At 43.9% G+C, this 18,616-nt stretch carries 23 protein-coding genes, 4 tRNA genes and 1 riboswitch; of the genes, 5 read left to right on the top strand and 22 right to left on the bottom strand.

The window, feature by feature from the left end:
• Window position 1: 1 nt before the first annotated feature.
• From F9Y84_RS03785 to orn, 13 genes are all read right to left on the bottom strand, one after another.
• Window positions 2-481 carry a PilW family protein gene (locus F9Y84_RS03785; protein ID WP_147390763.1) on the bottom strand — a complete coding sequence of 160 codons (480 nt, stop codon included), beginning with the start codon at window positions 479-481 and terminating at the stop codon, window positions 2-4.
• Complete coding sequence (locus F9Y84_RS03780) at window positions 481-900, bottom strand: type IV pilus modification PilV family protein (RefSeq protein WP_147390762.1); 420 nt, start codon at window positions 898-900, stop codon at window positions 481-483. Before F9Y84_RS03780 ends, F9Y84_RS03785 begins: the two co-directional genes overlap by 1 nt.
• On the bottom strand, window positions 891-1,349 hold the full coding sequence (locus F9Y84_RS03775) for a GspH/FimT family pseudopilin (RefSeq protein ID WP_128731275.1): 459 nt from the start codon (window positions 1,347-1,349) through the stop codon (window positions 891-893). Before F9Y84_RS03775 ends, F9Y84_RS03780 begins: the two co-directional genes overlap by 10 nt.
• Complete coding sequence (locus F9Y84_RS03770; RefSeq protein WP_125250983.1) at window positions 1,336-1,746, bottom strand: type IV pilin protein; 411 nt, start codon at window positions 1,744-1,746, stop codon at window positions 1,336-1,338. The genes F9Y84_RS03775 and F9Y84_RS03770 overlap by 14 nt, the downstream gene beginning before the upstream one ends.
• Window positions 1,747-2,071: 325 nt before the next feature.
• A complete protein-coding gene (rplI, locus tag F9Y84_RS03765; RefSeq protein WP_099640397.1) occupies window positions 2,072-2,524 on the bottom strand; it encodes a 50S ribosomal protein L9 in 453 nt (150 codons plus the stop codon).
• Between the two features lie 35 nt (window positions 2,525-2,559).
• On the bottom strand, window positions 2,560-2,787 hold the full coding sequence (gene rpsR / locus F9Y84_RS03760; protein ID WP_002962753.1) for a 30S ribosomal protein S18: 228 nt from the start codon (window positions 2,785-2,787) through the stop codon (window positions 2,560-2,562).
• 11 nt (window positions 2,788-2,798) lie between these two features.
• Window positions 2,799-3,128, bottom strand: a complete 330-nt coding sequence (priB, locus tag F9Y84_RS03755; protein WP_088531731.1) for a primosomal replication protein N — start codon at window positions 3,126-3,128, stop codon at window positions 2,799-2,801.
• A gap of 38 nt (window positions 3,129-3,166) precedes the next feature.
• On the bottom strand, window positions 3,167-3,508 hold the full coding sequence (gene rpsF, locus F9Y84_RS03750) for a 30S ribosomal protein S6 (RefSeq protein ID WP_010368810.1): 342 nt from the start codon (window positions 3,506-3,508) through the stop codon (window positions 3,167-3,169).
• 206 nt (window positions 3,509-3,714) lie between these two features.
• Window positions 3,715-3,790, bottom strand: a tRNA-Gly gene (locus tag F9Y84_RS03745).
• A gap of 127 nt (window positions 3,791-3,917) precedes the next feature.
• Window positions 3,918-3,993: transfer RNA gene (locus F9Y84_RS03740), tRNA-Gly, on the bottom strand.
• 128 nt (window positions 3,994-4,121) lie between these two features.
• Window positions 4,122-4,197: transfer RNA gene (locus F9Y84_RS03735), tRNA-Gly, on the bottom strand.
• A gap of 127 nt (window positions 4,198-4,324) precedes the next feature.
• A tRNA-Gly gene (locus F9Y84_RS03730) sits at window positions 4,325-4,400 on the bottom strand.
• 162 nt (window positions 4,401-4,562) lie between these two features.
• Window positions 4,563-5,108: an oligoribonuclease gene (gene orn, locus F9Y84_RS03725; RefSeq protein WP_125252243.1), complete on the bottom strand. Its 546-nt coding sequence runs from the start codon at window positions 5,106-5,108 to the stop codon at window positions 4,563-4,565.
• Window positions 5,109-5,269: 161 nt separating this feature from the next.
• On the opposite strand from orn, the gene rsgA reads away from it, so the two are divergent.
• The 3 genes from rsgA (at window position 5,270) to F9Y84_RS03710 (ending at window position 7,735) form a co-directional block, all read left to right on the top strand.
• The gene (gene rsgA, locus F9Y84_RS03720) at window positions 5,270-6,322 is read left to right on the top strand and encodes a small ribosomal subunit biogenesis GTPase RsgA (protein WP_147391243.1); all 1,053 of its coding nucleotides are present in this window, start codon (window positions 5,270-5,272) and stop codon (window positions 6,320-6,322) included.
• Between the two features lie 86 nt (window positions 6,323-6,408).
• Entirely contained in the window at window positions 6,409-7,275 is an 867-nt protein-coding gene (gene asd / locus F9Y84_RS03715) for an archaetidylserine decarboxylase (protein WP_128731277.1), read from the top strand.
• A 253-nt stretch (window positions 7,276-7,528) separates the two neighbouring features.
• The gene (locus F9Y84_RS03710) at window positions 7,529-7,735 is read left to right on the top strand and encodes a hypothetical protein (RefSeq protein WP_147391244.1); all 207 of its coding nucleotides are present in this window, start codon (window positions 7,529-7,531) and stop codon (window positions 7,733-7,735) included.
• A 254-nt stretch (window positions 7,736-7,989) separates the two neighbouring features.
• Here the strand turns inward: F9Y84_RS03710 and F9Y84_RS03705 are convergent, their stop codons facing one another.
• The 8 genes from F9Y84_RS03705 to F9Y84_RS03670 all read right to left on the bottom strand — a co-directional run bounded on the left by F9Y84_RS03705 (window position 7,990) and on the right by F9Y84_RS03670 (window position 15,748).
• Complete coding sequence (locus tag F9Y84_RS03705; protein WP_147391245.1) at window positions 7,990-8,733, bottom strand: HesA/MoeB/ThiF family protein; 744 nt, start codon at window positions 8,731-8,733, stop codon at window positions 7,990-7,992.
• A complete protein-coding gene (gene thiE, locus F9Y84_RS03700) occupies window positions 8,726-10,249 on the bottom strand; it encodes a thiamine phosphate synthase (protein ID WP_147391246.1) in 1,524 nt (507 codons plus the stop codon). The genes F9Y84_RS03705 and thiE overlap by 8 nt, the downstream gene beginning before the upstream one ends.
• A 35-nt stretch (window positions 10,250-10,284) precedes the next feature.
• A complete protein-coding gene (locus tag F9Y84_RS03695; protein WP_128731280.1) occupies window positions 10,285-11,082 on the bottom strand; it encodes a thiazole synthase in 798 nt (265 codons plus the stop codon).
• Window positions 11,083-11,085: 3 nt separating this feature from the next.
• On the bottom strand, window positions 11,086-11,283 hold the full coding sequence (gene thiS / locus F9Y84_RS03690; protein ID WP_125252249.1) for a sulfur carrier protein ThiS: 198 nt from the start codon (window positions 11,281-11,283) through the stop codon (window positions 11,086-11,088).
• Complete coding sequence (locus tag F9Y84_RS03685; RefSeq protein ID WP_147391247.1) at window positions 11,280-12,293, bottom strand: FAD-dependent oxidoreductase; 1,014 nt, start codon at window positions 12,291-12,293, stop codon at window positions 11,280-11,282. The genes thiS and F9Y84_RS03685 overlap by 4 nt, the downstream gene beginning before the upstream one ends.
• A gap of 268 nt (window positions 12,294-12,561) precedes the next feature.
• Entirely contained in the window at window positions 12,562-14,514 is a 1,953-nt protein-coding gene (gene thiC / locus F9Y84_RS03680; RefSeq protein WP_147391331.1) for a phosphomethylpyrimidine synthase ThiC, read from the bottom strand.
• Between the two features lie 117 nt (window positions 14,515-14,631).
• Window positions 14,632-14,762: riboswitch (TPP riboswitch) on the bottom strand.
• Between the two features lie 80 nt (window positions 14,763-14,842).
• Complete coding sequence (locus tag F9Y84_RS03675) at window positions 14,843-15,262, bottom strand: META domain-containing protein (RefSeq protein WP_125252252.1); 420 nt, start codon at window positions 15,260-15,262, stop codon at window positions 14,843-14,845.
• 96 nt (window positions 15,263-15,358) lie between these two features.
• On the bottom strand, window positions 15,359-15,748 hold the full coding sequence (locus F9Y84_RS03670; RefSeq protein ID WP_125252253.1) for an acyl-CoA thioesterase: 390 nt from the start codon (window positions 15,746-15,748) through the stop codon (window positions 15,359-15,361).
• A 112-nt stretch (window positions 15,749-15,860) separates the two neighbouring features.
• Here F9Y84_RS03670 and F9Y84_RS03665 point away from each other — a divergent pair, with 112 nt between their 5' ends.
• Window positions 15,861-17,939, top strand: coding sequence for a TonB-dependent receptor (locus F9Y84_RS03665; protein WP_147391332.1), 2,079 nt, complete (start codon window positions 15,861-15,863; stop codon window positions 17,937-17,939).
• Window positions 17,940-18,205: 266 nt separating this feature from the next.
• On the opposite strand, the gene F9Y84_RS03660 is transcribed toward F9Y84_RS03665, so the two are convergent.
• Window positions 18,206-18,424, bottom strand: a complete 219-nt coding sequence (locus F9Y84_RS03660; protein WP_211091547.1) for a hypothetical protein — start codon at window positions 18,422-18,424, stop codon at window positions 18,206-18,208.
• A gap of 93 nt (window positions 18,425-18,517) precedes the next feature.
• Between F9Y84_RS03660 and F9Y84_RS22505 the strand changes: the two genes are divergently transcribed.
• A partial coding sequence (locus F9Y84_RS22505) for a helix-turn-helix domain-containing protein (protein ID WP_168756741.1) occupies window positions 18,518-18,616 on the top strand: 99 nt, incomplete at its 3' end.

Below are 18,616 nucleotides of genomic sequence, written 5' to 3'. Positions count from 1 at the left end.
ATTAGCTACCTAATCCAGCGTAAAAATTCATTTGTATGCCTGCACCATACTGCAAAGGAAAACGATTACCTTGGATTGTCACCGTGATCAGCTGGCCATTGATGGTAAATGCCAACCCTGTCACGCCTTTTAATAAATTCACATCTCCGCTGCCACGGTCACATACTAAATACTCACCTTGTAAAAAGTAACGCTCAGTATAATCAGTTGACGGAACGCTACCATCACAAGCAGGGACACCAGCTAACTGATCGATACGAATATCTGTCGCGGACACTGTAGGGATACTTTGTGTCTGTTTAATGCTGCGCATCAGTACCCGATTGGTGTAGCGAATGATTTCTTGTGAAGCAGCAAGTCTCTGGCTTGTTGTTACAGTCTCTTTAATTGACGTGTAAGATGCAGCTATTCCTGTAACTAATATCAGGCCAACCACCATAGCAATCATCAGCTCAAGCAAAGTATATCCTTTATGGCTCATCAGCTACCTCCTGGCGGTGGTGGGCATGTATTCGCAACATTTGGATAGCTAGCAGTTAAAGAAACTTGATTTTCTGCAGGATTGTCTACTCTGTTATCCTGCCAGCTCACCGTAATCTGCATTTTGTTACTATAAATCGCAGGCAGAATTAGCGTAAAACGATCATCAATTGGATGTAGTTGCTGGATCAAAGGGTTTGCCGCAGTCATATCACCATTATTGTGCTGTAACTCACACAGCAAAGGCCACATTCTTTCAATCGCGTTTTGCCCATGTATTAATGCCATAGTGTATTGAAAACTATTGGATGCAAACTGCAGTGACTTTAATTGTGTTGCAGCAAGGCCTAGCAGCATCAACCCCGCCACTAACATCGACACCACAACCTCAATAAGTGAAAACCCTTTATTTAGCTGCAATTTTGCTCTGCCTCACCTAACCAACTCTGACCGCTCACCAGTACGCACAACCGGTAGTCCTGCGTATTTGTCAGGTTATCTGTAATAAGTATATTATTTGTCGCTAATACTTCACCACTTTCGCGTACTATTTGGTCTGCCAATGCCACTTCTATTGAGCTGTGTTTAATCGTAAAACGGCCCACTTCTGTTAACTGACCATTTTCTGTCGTTTTAATTACCCAATCACCACTTTCAATAACCAAAGCAACTTGTTGTTCACGTCTGACGGCTTCGCTCCTAGCTAAACGAAAGATGGCCTGTAATTCATTGGCATGAGTAGTCACTCTATCTTGCTGAATTTGCTTAATAAAACTAGGTGCAGCTACTGAAGCCAAAATGGCTAAAATGGCCATAGAGATTAACAGCTCAAGCAAGGTAAAGCCGCGGCGACACTTACCAACAGTCATTATTATTTGCTCCTTGGTTTCCCTGATGGTTAATACTTAACACACCACATCTATCTGCTGCTTGTGCTTTACCTGCTATTGGTGTGGCAGTGAGCCGATAGCTTAAGTTTCGGTACTGACCTACAGCACCATTAGGTTTATCTAGTGGAATGTAAGCGAAGGAATACAGATCTGATTGTGGCAAATTAGGCATCAAGTCCGCATCAGGGTAGCCACCATTGCGACTATAAATGCGCTCTATCACAGCAGCAGTTTCTAGCAATTGTTGCTGTGCTTGAGAACGATTTGCATCTTGAACGTATTGCACATACGACGGATATGCAAAGCTTGCTGTAATCGTCACGATAGCCACTGCTATTAACAACTCAGTTAATGTAAAACCTTTATTCACAGGCATTTATATATTCCACCACCAATTTGATAGCGCTGTCATTAGACTTACTTTATGACAGACAAAAGACAAAGAAAAGGACAAGCCTATAATATGTAAACATAACATGAAGCAAAAGTTTCTAGAAAGGAAACCTATTACACCATATTACAACTGAACTACCTCGTTTTTCGAGGTATCCGTTAGCGAGAGGATCATCCATGTCATACCTGAAATTGGTATGAATAAGATTATTATTATGATTTTTTTTGAAGGGGCACTTAATATAGGTCAATTAAGTGATAAAAAGCCGTGTATAAAAACACACGGCTTTTTTGGGCTTAATTAAAAATTAAGCTTCAGCGATTACGATTACTTTGATCGTAGCTGTAACGTCAGAGTGTACTTGGATAGCTACGTCGAACTCGCCAGTCTCACGGATAGTACCAAGAGGTAGACGAACTTCTGACTTAGATACCTCAACACCTACTGCAGAGATAGCATCAGCAATATCGCGAGTACCGATAGAACCGAATAGCTTACCTTCGTCACCCGCTTTAGAAACTAGAGTTACTTCAGCTAGTGCTTCTAGTTTTTCAGCGCGTGCCTGTGCAGCAACTAGCTCTTCAGCGATTTTCGCTTCAAGCTCAGCGCGACGTGCTTCGAAAGTTTCAATGTTAGCTTTAGTTGCAGGAACTGCTTTACCCTTAGGGAATAAGAAGTTACGTGCGAAGCCAGATTTAACATTAACCTGATCACCTAGGCTACCTAGGTTTGCAATTTTGTCTAGTAGAATAACTTGCATGTCTCTACACCTTTTAAAAACTAGTAATCAGCTGCTTACTTGTGTAAGTCAGTGTATGGAAGAAGGGCTAGGTAGCGAGCACGCTTAATAGCAGTTGCTAGCTGACGCTGGTATTTAGCGCTAGTACCTGTGATACGGCTAGGTACGATTTTGCCACTTTCTGTTACGTAGTTTCTAAGAGTAGCCAGATCTTTGTAATCAATTTGTTGTACGCCTTCCGCTTTGAAACGGCAGAACTTACGACGTCTGAAATAACGTGCCATGAGTAATTTCCTCAATTAATTCTTTCAATATGTTGTGCGTGCAATACTAGCTGACTTAAGCCATTTCGGCTCTCGTGGCGATTTATAAAACCGCGAACTTGTAATGCTTGCCCAACGTATAAATGCTCAGTTTGGTTTCGGAACTGTTCTCCACTGGCAACCACTTGAATACGCACGTAGGCATTTCGAGTTAGGTCAGCCTCTAGCTGCATTGATTTGTGCTCAAGTACAAATATACAGTGCGGGATCCCAGCTGGGCTTTGACTAAATTTAGGTGTTTTACAAATCACGCCCGAGAGCAGATATTGATTGGTATACAGGTCAACCTGAGTACTCACCATTACCTCGAAAGGTTAGTCAAATCCGAAATCAACAACGATTAAGCAGAAGCTGCTTCTTTTTTCTCTTCTTTTGCAAGAGGAGATGCTTCAGTTACTGCATTTTTAGTACGCATAACTAGGTTACGAAGCACTGCATCGTTGTAGCGGAAAGAAGTTTCAAGCTCGTTGATTACTTCAGTTGGTGCTTCAACGTTCAATAGAACATAGTGTGCTTTGTGAAGCTTTTCGATTGGGTAAGCCAGTTGACGACGACCCCAGTCTTCTAGACGGTGGATAGTACCGCCAGCTTCAGTGATAGCACCAGTATAACGCTCGATCATACCAGGTACTTGCTCACTTTGATCTGGGTGAACCATGAATACGATTTCGTAATGACGCATGGATATTCCTTACGGTTAGTATAGCCTTGTCCCGTTTCGGCCAGTCGGGGTAAGGCAAGGAACGATAATAGTAGGGCCGAAAGAGCGCGTATTTTACGTGCCGAACTAAAATTAAGCAATCAGTTTATTGCAAAAATTTGGTGGAATATGGGTATATTTTAAAAGCAAATAGGAAGTGTTTGATGAATATAGAAATTTAGAAAAGTTGGAGCGGCACACGAGGTTCGAACTCGTGACCTCGACCTTGGCAAGGTCGCGCTCTACCAGCTGAGCTAGTGCCGCATCACAATATTTAGCTCTGGATTTGTTGGTAACTACGCAAGGTCGCGTTGATTACCTACTGCAGCTGAGCTAGTGCCGCATTACATCATATTCTGTATTTTTTCAGTCGAATATAAACTGAGGGGTTTGGAGCGGCACACGAGGTTCGAACTCGTGACCTCGACCTTGGCAAGGTCGCGCTCTACCAGCTGAGCTAGTGCCGCATCACAATATTTAGCTCTGGATTTGTCGGTAACTACGCAAGGTCGCGTTGATTACCTACTGCAGCTGAGCCAGTGCCGCATCACAATATATTCTTTACTTTTTACAGTCGAATACAAACTGATAGGTTTGGAGCGGCACACGAGGTTCGAACTCGTGACCTCGACCTTGGCAAGGTCGCGCTCTACCAGCTGAGCTAGTGCCGCATCACAATATTTAGCTCTGGATTTGTCGGTAACTACGCAAGGTCGCGTTGATTACCTACTGCAGCTGAGCCAGTGCTGCATCACATTATATTCTTTATTTTTTCAGTCGAATATAAACTGAGAAGTTTGGAGCGGCACACGAGGTTCGAACTCGTGACCTCGACCTTGGCAAGGTCGCGCTCTACCAGCTGAGCTAGTGCCGCATCACAATATTTAGCTCTGGACTTGTCGGTAACTACGCAAGGTCGCGTTGATTACCTACTGCAGCTGAGCTAGTGCCACGCTTGGGCTAAAAACCCCGCAGGGCTTGTCGTCTCAAGCGGGGCAGGATTCTACAAGATAAAATTTGCTTTGCAAGTATTTTTTTAAACTTTGAAGAATTTTTCTTGATACACCTTTAATTCCATAATGGAATCTTTGATGTCATCTAAGGCTAAATGGGAGCTTTTCTTTTTAATTTCACCTAATAACTCAGGTTTCCAACGTCTTGCTAGCTCTTTTATTGTACTTACATCTAGGTTGCGATAGTGGAAGTAAGCTTCTAGCTCTGGCATGTATTTGTTGAGGAATCGACGGTCTTGCCCAATCGAATTACCGCACATTGGTGAAGCACCTGGTGGTACCCACTCTTTCAAAAAGTCCAACGTCTGCTTGATTGCATCGGCTTCTGTGTATTTACTGGCTTTACAGCGATCGGTAAGACCTGAACGACCGTGTTGATTAGTACACCACTCATCCATTCCATCAAGGAGCTCATTACTTTGATGAATTGCCACTACAGGACCTTCAGCTAAAATATTGAGATCACCATCTGTTATCACCGTCGCGATTTCTAAGATTTTATCTGTTTTTGGTTCCAGCCCCGTCATCTCGAGATCGAGCCAGATCAAGTTTGATTCATGAAAAGACATACATTACCTTAGCGGTACTTTCCTTTAGATCCAATGCAATTAGATATATCATATTAGTTTAAACACTCGACCTAAAGCTTTTTTTACCATGCACGGCGTTTTATTGATTTATAGCCTAAATTTAAACGCTCTGCACGCTCAAGCTTAAACAGATTATAGACATGGCAAAGAAAAAGAAACTCAGTAAAGGCCAATCCCGACGGATTAGAGCTAATCATCAGAAGCGTATCGATAAAGCGAAAGGGACAGAAGTGTCTGATGTTTCATGGCAAAATGACAACCTAGGACCAACAGAAGCGGCAGTGGTGATCAGCCGCTTCGGGCAACATGCAGATATAGAAACCACAGAGCAAGAGATTTTGCGTTGTAATATACGCCGCACCGTGAGCAGCTTGGTTTGCGGTGACGAAGTTATTTTTCGTCGTGCCAAGGTCAGTGATGGTGACCTAGCCGGAGTCATTGAGGCTGTACATGAAAGACGTACACAACTTACTCGCCCCGACTTTTATGATGGTGTGAAAGTCGTCGCTGCCAATATCGATCAGATATTGATGGTATCAGCTGTTGTGCCTGAGTTTACCCCACAGATCATTGACCGCTATTTGGTTGCTTGTGAAGACATGGGGATTGAGCCAATTTTGTTACTAAACAAAATTGACTTGCTCGACCAAGAAAGCTTGGATTACGTTGATGAAGTGTTAGATATCTATCGTGAGCTTGGTTATCGCGTGCTGTTAGTCAGCACCAAATCAGGTGAAGGCATAGATGAGCTGAAACATATCTTAGAAGACAAAAATAATATTTTTGTTGGTCAATCTGGTGTGGGTAAATCGACGCTCGTTAATACTGTACTCCCAAATGCCGATATCCTGACCAAAGAAGTCTCCGAAAATAGCGGCTTAGGGCAACATACAACAACAGTATCACGCTTACATCACCTCCCCTCTGGCGGAAACTTAATTGATAGCCCGGGGATCCGTGAGTTTGGCTTATGGCATCTAGAAGTTGAGCGAGTGACTTGGTGTTTTAAAGAGTTTAGAGAATTTATTGGAGGTTGTCGTTTTAGAGACTGCAAACACCTCAATGATCCCGGGTGCCTTATCCAAGAAGCCGTCGATGAAGGAAAAATCAGCGAACTGCGCTTTGAAAGCTACCACCGCATTTTAGAGTCTATGGCAGATGGTCGCGCAGGTGCGCGAGCTCCGAGAGTCTGATAATATTTGCTAAATTGGCTCAACCCGTTGAGCCCAGCGGCTACTAAGTACCTTAGTGGCAAGACTACAATTAGGAACTGTTAAAAGTGAATTTGGATAAACTAAAAATTGCCATGCAGTATGCATTACCTAAACATGCGGTTTCTCGTTTGGTTGGTAAGCTTGCAGCAGCAGAAGCCGGTGCATTAACAACAAAGCTTATTAAGCTATTTATCAAACAATATAAAATCGACATGAGTGAGGCTCTGCACGAAGATCCAGCTCACTACAAAACCTTCAACGAGTTTTTCACTCGCCCTTTGAAACCAGGGATCCGTCCTCTTGCTGAAGAAAGCAATATTTTAGCTCACCCTGTTGATGGTGCGATTAGCCAGTTAGGTGACGTTGTCGATGGTCAAATCATCCAAGCTAAAGGCCACAACTATAGCCTGCAAACTTTACTTGGCGGCAAAGAGGAAGATTTTACCCCTTATATAGGTGGTAAGTTTGCCACTATCTATCTTGCCCCTAAAGATTATCACCGTATTCATATGCCAATTGATGGCACACTGCGCAAGATGATTTATGTGCCTGGTGATTTATTTTCGGTAAATCCTTTGACCGCACAAAATGTACCTAACTTATTTGCACGCAACGAACGTGTAGTTGCCATTTTTGATACTGAAATTGGACCTCTTTCTATGGTATTGGTGGGTGCAACCATAGTTGCCAGTATTGAAACTATTTGGGCAGGGACCGTCACTCCGCCTGCGGGTAGAGATGTGTTTACTTGGACATATCCAGAGACTGGTGACAATGCAATTAAGCTGAAAAAAGGCGAAGAAATGGGTCGCTTTAAGCTCGGCTCAACAGTGATCTTAGCGTGGGGCGCTGAAAAAGCGGACTTCCTTGACGGTCAAAACCCAGAAACAGTAACACGTATGGGTACACCGTTTGCAAAAATAGCAGAGTAAATTACTGTGAATGTGGCGGCCTGTTTTTCCTCACTACAGGCTTCCATATTTAAGTTTTCAAAGATGTCGTTTAGACCACTTTTTAGAACTCAAATATTTGGGCAGCTAATAATTAAAGTTCGGTACTTAGAAACAATATTAAATTTTAACTTTTCCCCTTATCTAAAGTAACTCCACAGCACAGAGAAAGTAGCATTGACAACGTTGAAATAACTTCGTAGTTATAGGTTTTGACCTATAAAAGGATAGTTAAATGAAAAGTACTCTACAATCAGTGCTCACTCTTGTTTCACTTTTTACTGCTACAGGCTCTGTTGCTCAATGTATTATGAATGAGCAAGGTTATGCCAATGTTTCAGGTAGTTACATCTGTACTAGCGTTTGTCAAAGTGAAGGAAAGGAAAGGAAGCTTATGTCACACAAAAAGGAGAAAAGCTTTTATTCATTAATGAAGCTTTAGAAAAAACACCTGGGGTTATATCTAAGCTAGAGGGCACTGCTAACAATATTACCTTTAAGATTACGAACAATTGCCAGCAAATTGAATTTAGTAATGGCACAGTTTGGCTTCGGAAATAGCTCCGTTCAAAGTAAAATTGCTTTAGCTTAGAATAAACTTCATTTTTAAATAAACCCCAATCATTAAATGAATTTTAATAATTGGGTTTTTTTTGGCTTTATGTATTACTATTTAACCTTATACAACGGTTATGATTAGCTGCACTCGCTACAGCTATCTTCCTTGACTAGTAGTAATTGGTGCTGAACTAGTGTCAGCGCATCTATGTAAGAAAAGTAACTCCCTTGATGATGTCCAAGTAGCACGTTTACAGCAAGTAATGCCTGCTGCGCGCCAATGATCCCAAGTATTGGACTCAATACGCCAAAGTTACCGCAGTTTTCCGTTGGAGCTTGTGAGTCTGTTGGAAAAATACAAGCATAGCAAGGTGACTTGGTTCTAAAATCAAAGCACATTAGTTGGCCTTGGGTGGCAATAGCTGCGCCAGCTATCAGCACCTTATTTGTTTGATAACAGTACTTATTGAGCAAATAACGGGTAGTAAAGTTATCACTACAATCTAATATAACATCGGCCTCACTAAGCAACTCAGCTATATTTTCTTGGGTCAAGAGCCCATTGATAGGCGTAAGTGTTATGTCGTTATTGAGACTCGCCAGCACCTTTCCCGCAGCTTTAGCCTTTTGCTGGCCTAAGTGATTCACTTTATACAAAATTTGCCGCTGTAGGTTAGACAACTCAACTTCATCGTGATCAATAAATGTAAGCTTACCAATGCCACTGGCAGCAAGATAAAACAGCGCGGGACTTCCCAGTCCGCCGCACCCAACAACGGCAACATGTGCCTGCTTTAAAGCCAACTGTCCTTGTTCGCCGACCTCTTTTAATAGCAAATGGCGACTGTATCTTAGTCGCTCTTTGTCACTCAGCTCAGTCATGCTGTGTCATCGCCTGTTTTAGTTCAAGTACAGCTTGCTGTGGGTCTTGGGCTTCAGTAATTGCTCTGACCACCGCAATGCTAGACACGCCTGTAGCAGCCACTTCCTGTGCTCGGCTAAGATCAATACCACCAATGGCGACGGTTGGATAGACAGGCTCCATCAAAGGAACAAAGTGCGTCAGCTTTTCAAGCCCTTGGATTTGACCTGTCATGTCTTTGGTTGTCGTTGGATAAATTGCACCAAAAGCCAAATAACTGGGACGATAGTTATGCGCTCGGAGCATTTCATAAAAACCATGGGTAGAAATACCTAAGCGCAGCCCCGCTTCTTGAATAGCAGCTAGGTTTGCTTTATCAATATCCTCTTGGCCTAAATGAATGCCATACGCACCGTGTTTAATTGCTAACTGCCAATAGTCATTAATAAACACCTTTGCACCGTACTTTTGTCCAAGTGCTATGGCAGTTTGTATTTCTGCTTCAAGATTGGCTTGCTCTGAGTCTTTAATCCGCAGCTGAACCGTATCGACCCCCATCGCGAGGCACTTTTCCACCCAATTCGCGCTATCTACCACAGCATAAAGCCCAATGAGGTCATCAATGCTTGCAAAACCTGCGGCAAAGTTAAACTCCTCTGGTAAGGTAAACTCTAATTCGTCCGCAAGCCAAGATCCCGCTTCAACCACTTGAGGGTAATCATTGAGCGTCACAGGGAATCCCGTGTGCGCAACAGGTCCCACCCCTTCCCCATATCGTATTGCCGCTTTTAACCCCGCATTGATATAGGCTTTACCAAGAATAAAGGCATCTTTAAACGGGTAGCCCTTAGCGATACACGATGCCATAACTGACGATAAACTACACCCCGTGCCATGACTATGTGGTGTTTGAATTTTTTCGTTTCCGAGCCAATATTCAGTATCCGCTTCTACGCCATAATCAATGCAGTAACCTTTCGGGTAATCCCAATGTCCCCCTTTAATGATCACCGACTTTGCACCGAACTCTCGCAGTCTGGCAGCCGCCTCTTTTACCGCCTCCGGGCCAATTAAATACACGCCAGTCAGCAGCTGAGTTTCATGCGTATTGGGCGTTATAACATCCACCAGCGGTAACAAGTGGGTTTTTAACGCATCAACCGTATCCTCTTCCGTTAACGCGTCCCCACTGGTCGCAATGGCAACAGGGTCGTAAACCACGATTGGCGGCGTTACCCATGTCGCTTTGTAATGTGTTAAATGCTCAGCAATAAGTTGGATTTGTTGCACATTGGCAAGCATGCCAATTTTTATCACTGTCGCAGGCATATCTTGCGAAAGTGCTGTTAGTTGAGATTCGATAACTGTAGTAGAAACAGGATTTAACGCCTCAACCCCTAAACTATTTTGCGCGGTTAGCGCCGTTATTACTGTACAACAATGGACATTAAAGCTCTGCGTTGCTTTGAGATCAGCCTGAATGCCTGCACCACCACCAGAATCAGAGCCTGCTATACTCCAAACAATATGTGACATAAAAAAGCTCCCTATGTAGTTATCCGCAACTCAAGTTAATTTGCATGCCAAAAAGGCATCCCAAGGGTTGGTGTAGAGGGCGATGCCACCTCTTTTTGCGGCATTGCTTTTGCTAAATAAGATAGACGCCCTGCGACTGTGCTGGCTTCAAATGCTTTTGCCATAGTAATGGGACAACCCGCCCCAGCCACCGCCGAATTAAGTAATACCGCATCATAACCCAACTCAAGTGCCTGACAAGCATGAGACGGCAGGCCAAGCCCGGCATCAACAATCAAGGTTTGATGAGGCAAACGTGTGCGGATAGTTTGCAAGTTATATGGGTTTAACAGCCCTTTCCCTGTACCAATTGGTGCGCCCCAAGGCATTAAAACCTCGCAGCCTAACGCATCCAAGCGCTGACACAACACCAAATCATCAGTGCAATAAGGCAACACTTTAAAACCGTCTTTTAATAAGATTTCGGTGGCTTCGAGTAATGCAATTGGATCTGGTTGCAGGTTATATTCATCGCCAATAAGTTCAAGTTTAATCCAATCAGTGGCAAACACTTCTCGACACATCTGTGCCAGTGTCACCGCTTCTTTTACGCTGTGACAACCTGCGGTGTTCGGCAAGACGCGCAGTCCCATCTCCTTGATTAGCGACCAAAAGTCATCACCAGCCTGCTTTGTTTGCTGGCGTCTCAGCGACACAGTAACAATTTCAGCACCCGAGGTGGCGATAGCCGCCTGCATGACTTCAGGAGAAGGATAAAGCGCTGAGCCAATTAGCATTCGACTCGTAAATTGTTCACCATAAATGGTAAGTGGCGTATCAGCCAAAGACTGCATAAATCACCCTCCTTGAATTGGTGATAAAAGTTCAATCTTATCACCGTCGTTCAGTGTCACGCTTGGCAGCTCTGTGCGAGAAACAAAAGTACCATTGAGTGCCACGGCAAAAGGCGGCCTCGCACCTTTGGCTGTGATAAACTCCTGAATAGTTTGCTCGTGGTCGATATTAATCGTTTCGCCATTAAATTCGACTTTCATAATAACTCCTTAGATAGTGCTTGTTGCACAATAAGTGGTGCCAGCAGATAGCCGTGCCGATAAAGACCATTGATACTGATCACATTGCCTTGTTGGTCAATTTTGGGGTGATTATCTTTAAATGCGGGCCTAAGTCCGGCTAATAAGGACAATACTCGCGCTTCAGCAAATCCACGATGCACTGAATAAGCAGCAGAGAGTAGTTCAAGTGTAGAGCGCACAGTGATCTCTGTGCTGTCTTGCGACTCAATTTCCGTCGCACCAATCACGAACTGGTGATCCGGCTTGGGTGCAATATAAATAGGGTACCTTGGGTGCATCAAACGCACAGGTCGAGTCAAGGTCACTTCAGGGGCATAAATTCTCGCTACTTCTCCACGCACGCCACGAAGCCCTTCACATTTTACTTTTGCACCAAGACCGCGACAATCAATAACCCAATCATATGAGTGACTCAGCTGCGCTTTTTTCGCCTCATCACAATGAACCCCGTAATTAATTTCTACACCTTGCTTCAGTAGTGTTGTAGTACTACTTTGATAAAACGCCTGATTATCCAGTTGGCCTTCGCAAGGTAAATACAAGCCTTGGTGGAACACGCCCCCCAACTCCGGCTCAAGTTCGGCTATTTGAGCACCATTCACCGTTTCCGCACGATGCTCTTTTAACGGCTTTAAGCGCTGCTTAAAACTCACCAAGTCACCACGATCTTGCGCATGGGCAACAATTAGTGAGCCTTGCTGTTGAAAAAAGACTGGGCTGTCGAGTTTAGCAAGTATTTGCGGCCATAACCTCATCGACTCAAGCCCTTGTAACGCCAAAGTTTCAGTACATATCACAGACTCAGCCAACGGCGCTAACATAGCCGCTGCGACACTACCTGCTGAAGACTCAGCACCTTGCTCTGCTTGCTCAAATACGCTGATCTGATAGCGCTTTGCAAGCATCAATGCGGCGATACGCCCAGTTAAACCAAAACCCAAGATAGCAACACGTGCTTGAGTAGACATCGCTACACTCCTAAAATGAGCCACCTCACAGACATCAAGGTGGCTATGATGGGATGAGTTATACCAATTTGCTTTATTAAGTGATCTATTTTGAGGCAAGAAAATCTTGTCGATAACACCGCTTCCGCGCCCTGCTCACGCCGAGGTACGTACGTCCTGTAGGCAAGGCAAAAGTTTTGCTATTTAGTTGTTCTAAATAAGAAACTTTTAACGCAGTTAGCGTCAGATTTACTCCCTCAAATTGAGCAAGTATTAAGACAAAGTGGTATCATATCGCTTTGTGATAAAGCTCTGAGCCTGATTGCTTAAATTCTTCAGACTTTGCTTTCATCTCAGCTTCAACATCCACCATTTTAATGCTGATCTCTTCACCTACATTATTCGGATCAATCCCTCGTGCTTCTAGCGCTTTTGCGTAGTCACGTACATCCTGCGTGATCTTCATTGAGCAGAATTTTGGCCCACACATAGAGCAAAAATGCGCAACTTTACCCGACTCTTGCGGCAATGTTTCGTCGTGATATTCACGGGCGCGGTCAGGATCTAGACCAAGATTAAATTGATCATGCCAGCGGAACTCAAAACGCGCTTTAGACAACGCATTGTCACGAACTTGAGCACCCGGATGGCCTTTTGCCAGATCCGCTGCATGTGCTGCTATCTTGTAGGTGATCAAACCTTCTTTTACATCTTCTTTATTCGGTAAGCCTAAGTGTTCTTTTGGTGTCACATAGCACAGCATCGCACAGCCATACCAAGCAATTTGCGCCGCACCGATCCCTGAAGTGAAGTGATCATAACCCGGAGCGATATCGGTTGTGAGTGGACCAAGCGTGTAAAATGGCGCTTCATCGCAATGCTTTAGCTGCTCTTCCATATTCTCTTTGATCATCTGCATCGGTACATGGCCTGGGCCTTCAATAAATACTTGCACGTCATGCTTCCACGCCAGCTTAGTCAATTCACCAAGAGTGCGTAGCTCACTAAATTGTGCTTCGTCATTGGCATCGGCAATAGAGCCTGGGCGCAAGCCATCGCCTAATGAAAAGCAAACATCGTATTGCTTTAAGATCTCGCAGATCTCTTCAAAATGCGTGTAGAGGAAGTTTTCTTTGTGGTGCGCTAGGCACCACTTCGCCATAATTGAACCACCGCGAGACACAATACCGGTGACGCGTTTTGCCGTCATTGGTACATAACGCAGCAGTACGCCAGCATGGATGGTAAAGTAATCTACCCCTTGCTCAGCTTGTTCAATTAGCGTATCGCGGAAGATCTCCCATGTTAGGTCTTCGGCAACGCCATTGACTTTTTCTAGTGCTTGATAGATTGGCACAGTACCAATTGGCACAGGAGAGTTACGTACCACCCACTCACGAGTTTCATGAATGTAGCGCCCTGTCGACAGATCCATTACGGTATCTGCACCCCAGCGAGTCGACCATACCATCTTTTCGACTTCTTCTTCGATAGAAGAGGTCACTGATGAGTTACCGATATTGGCGTTAACTTTTACTAAGAAGTTACGTCCGATGATCATCGGTTCAGTCTCAGGGTGATTGATATTGTTTGGCAGTACGGCGCGGCCACGAGCAATTTCATCACGGACAAATTCAGGCGTAATAAACTCAGGAATACTGGCTCCAAACGATTGACCTTTGTGCTGCTGTGCTAATAACTCATCTCGTAATTTAGCCCGCCCCATATTTTCACGGATCGCCACATATTCCATTTCTGGCGTCACTATCCCTTGGCGTGCATAGTGCATTTGTGTGACATTTTTACCCGCCTTGGCACGACGAATTTTAGGTAGGTGTTCAAAGCGAATATGATCAAGCCCTTCATCCGCCATACGCTGCTGGGAAAACTGAGACGTCACCGACTCTAGCATTTCGGTATCGTCACGCTCAACTATCCACTGCGCTCTAAATTTAGGAAGACCAGCACGAACGTCAACCGGTACTTCAGGGTCTGTGTATGGACCTGAAGTATCATAAACACGAATAGGGTCGTTTGATTCAAATACCGGATTGTCTTCGGTGCCACCAACAAACGAATCACTGAGCGTGATTTCACGCATACCAACGCGCACACCGGCTTGGTCGCCGTCGACATAGACTTTATGAGAATTGGGGAAAGGTTGGCCTTTAAGATTATGGATAAATTCTGCCGCAGCTGCTCGTGCTTCACGACGACTTAACTTGCTACTATTGTTTGACATGACGTTCCTCTTACTTTCATCAAAGGTGTCTTGTCAGATCTCCAAAAAGGAGGAGACGAGGATAGTCCTCGGGTAAGGTGGATAGCAATATACCACTATTGCTACAGACAAACGCAACACGTTTGCTGTCTTGTTCCCTACGCAGGCATTAACCTGATCAGGTCCACGGATCCCGCAAAATGCGATCTCAGCCTGAATGATTAGCAGCTGGCTTGCTGTAAAAATTCGAGGCACTCCGACAAGTAACGAATTAGCGCCAGTCTACTTACTTACATCAACGCTCGCAAGTATTGTCGCCAGCATTCACACTGGTATGTGGGGTTTTGGCTTATTGTTTAACAAAAGTAAATTCAGGTTTTCCCTTTAAGGTCAGTATATTAGCCTCAACCTCAAGCAATACGCCGATTTGTAACTGATTAATCAGCTGTGACTCAACTTTAGCCACATCCTCACCACAGTACTTACGGGTCATCCCTAGATTTTTGACGATTAATTGCCCATCAACAATTTCACCTTCACCAAAAAAGCGATTACACCCAGCAAACCCATTGACTTGCAACGCGTCTATAAAACGAATGTCAATCGCTTGCATACTCTCTGAAGATGCGTCCTGTGATTGTGTAAGTGGCTGGCCATTTATGCTGCGAAGCTGCCAACTAGAATACTTAAGCGCTTGCGTGTCTACCTTCCCTGTTGAGACACATCCACTAAGCGCAATAACTGCGCAAATTATGCTGATGAATTTCATGGTAAACCATCTATTTTATGCCCAATACTTATTATAACGTTTCATTGGGCAATAATTGCAGTAAAATTCTGTAAAAATGACTTTTTCGGCATTTATTTAATCAAATAAGTGTGTGATAGCATCCGGTAAAAAAGGTCTGCCACGTTCGTTAACTGAAGTGCCAGTGATTAGCGCATCTAACATCAACTTATTATCATGGGTTCTGATTATTTTTTGCTTAAATGCAAACTTCACCCTACTTTCTCGCTCAAGGGTGACTTCAACATAAAAGTCATCACCTGGGCGCAATGAATCTTTGTAATTCATTTCACTGCGGATCACCACCAAGTTCACTTTCTGCTCAGCAAGTGCTGCAAAGTCAACGTTATGAGCCAACAAAAACTCATGCCTTGCATGTTCTAAATAATTAAAATACACACTATTATTGACGATACCTTGTAAATCACATTCATAGTCACGCACTTTAAAATCAAGCTTAAAACTCATATCAACACCTATTGCATTAAAATTAATGGGCTAAGATATAACATAATTTCACTGTTAACTGGTCTGGCTTTTGCTAAACTGTGCCCAATTAAAAATGGGACAAAGATTAAGCATGAAGTTAAAACTCTCTACGATCACGTTGGCACTATTGCCACTTTTCTCTCATCATGTACTTGCCGATGATGACTTGGAAACCATCGTTGTTACTGGTGACTTTCAAAATGAAACCATCCAAACACTCAGTGCTAGCGCTTCGGTTGTTGATGAACTAACCATCACCAAGCGTGGTGCCCAATACTTAGATGAGATCCTTGGTGCAACTGCCAATGTTAACTTTACCGCAGGCGCGTCTCGTGGCCGTTTTATGCAAATTCGTGGCGTAGGTTTGCGTTCACAATTTGTTGATCCTATTTATCCTAGCGTCGGTTTATTGATTGACGGCATTAACTACTCGGGATTAGGTGGCAGCGCGCTACTCTTTGATACCGAGTCAGTCGTGGTGTATCGCGGCCCTCAAGGTACCAAGTTTGGCTCTGATGCCTTGGCAGGTATTGTTGAAGTAAATACTCAAATGGCAACAACTGCACCCTCACTAAAACTAAAACTTGGCGCAGGCAACTATGGCAGTTATGAAGCTGGTATTGCCGCAGGCGCTGGGCTTAGCGATAACACTGCTGCACGAGTGAGCTTATATCAACGAGAATCCGACGGCTATGTTGATAATCTTTATCTCAATAAGCCCACGCAAACGCAAGATGAGCAAGCCGCTAGACTAAAACTTAACTCTCAGGTCAGCGACAACCTTGCGTTAGAGTTTACTTTCCATCATATCGATACTGACAACGGTTATGATGGCTTTACTTTAGATAATTCGCGCAATAGTGTTGCTGATGAACCTGGGCAAGATAACCTAGAGTCTGACGCTTTTGCTTTTCGTGGCAAATATACACGCTCAGACTTGTTTGATGTTGAGTTTAAAGTATCAGGATTAGACGCTGATGCCCTCTATAGCTTTGATGAAGACTGGGTATGTAACGACCCAAGTAAACCTGCACTCTGCGGCGCGGGATTACACCCTGAAGGATATAGCTCAACCGATGTTTATGCCCGTAATTATGAAAAAGGCGATATTGAGTTTTTAATCAAAGATAAGCAGAGCGACTGGGTAGTTGGCATGTATGCCAAGCGTAACGACGTTGATCTAACCCGCCACTATACTTGGCTTGCTACACCGTTTACTTCTGCCTATTCAATCGAAAGCAAAGCTATATTTGGCCAGTACGTGCATCACCTATCAGATAAAACTCGCTTGATTGGCGGCCTACGCGCAGAACAATACGACGCTGATTACTTAGACAGCAATGGCTTCACCATCGCAACCGATGACTTGATGTGGGGCGGTAAAGTCGCACTTGAATACCAAGCTGTCCCTCGTACTATGATCTACACCAGCTTATCTCGTGGTTACAAGGTTGGTGGCGTAAATGGTGAAGCATTAGCAAAGGCCAAAGACGAAGGGTTAAACATTCCCACAGAGCACCATTATTTTGACCCAGAGTATGTCTGGAATGCCGAGTTCGGCGTGAAAGGGCAATCTGAAGATAAGCGTCACCTTGTACGTGTTACTGCATTTTATATGCAGCGTGATGACATTCAACTAAAGCAGTGGCAAGTATCTAACCAGCAATTTGCAGGCTATATCGATAACGCCAGTGAAGGCAGCAACTATGGACTAGAGCTAGAAGGCACCTTTAGTTACAACGAGCGCCTTGGCTTTACCTATAGCGCAGGCTATTTGGAAACAGAAATAGAAGATTTTGTTGCAGCAAGTGGCATTAACTTAGACGGCCGCGATCAAGCACAAGCACCAAACTATCAATACTCATTTGCTGTTAATTACGAGCTAATGAATAACCTAGTAGTAGCGCTTGGCGTTGAAGGTAAAGACAACTATTACCTCTCGGATAGTCACAACGAGCAAGCCGGTAATCATAACCTGATCAATGCCAGCTTAAGCTATTACGGTGATAACTGGTCACTCACAGCTTGGGGCAGAAACCTAGCGGATGAAGATATTGTAGTACGCGGCTTTAGATTTGGTAACAACCCATTAGACGGTTGGCAGCCACATACTTACGTGCAGTACGGTGAACCACGCGTGTACGGATTAAGTTTTACTTACGAACTGTAATCAACTTACGTTTATACTTATTAAAAAAGGGGAAGTATATTCTATACGCTTCCCCTTTTTTATATTCTATTTATCTTCAAATAACTATGAAAAACAAACAGGCCAATTATCTTAATTAATTGCTATATCTACCAGCATGACTATACGATAACGTCGCACCGTACATTACAGTATTGTCACAGCAGTTAATACTAAATAATAAAAAGGGGGAAGCGTAAAATTAGAGTAAAACGCTCCCCCTCACCGCAAAACCTAAACGCGCTATGCTATTCCATACTGGGCGCGCTGGAATATACTAGCTCAACCAAGTTATTCATGGTTTTTGACTTCTGCATATACGCTTTTTCCATGTGAGCAAGCTCTTGTAATTCAAACAAGGTTGACTCCACCAGCGATAACCACTTGGTGGTGGTATCTGGTACGTTATCGCACTGTTTTGACGCTTTTTTTAGTGCGTCGTAATAAATTGTTAAGCCCGAATTCAGATAATAAGTGCACCACTCATGGTTAATCGGTGAGGAGAGATCAACTGCCTGTTGGTGGTACTCTGTAATCGCCAAAAAACAAGAGTAGTTACCATGAGTTACAAGCAGTTGATCGAAGGACAAAGATACCAGATAGAGGCATACTTACGCGAGGGTTTTAGTTACCGGGAAATTGGAAAGCGGCTGAGTGTT

Source organism: Pseudoalteromonas peptidolytica (assembly GCF_012641745.1).
Lineage (GTDB): Bacteria > Pseudomonadota > Gammaproteobacteria > Enterobacterales > Alteromonadaceae > Pseudoalteromonas > Pseudoalteromonas peptidolytica.
This window is presented reverse-complemented; position numbering and strand designations above follow the sequence as displayed.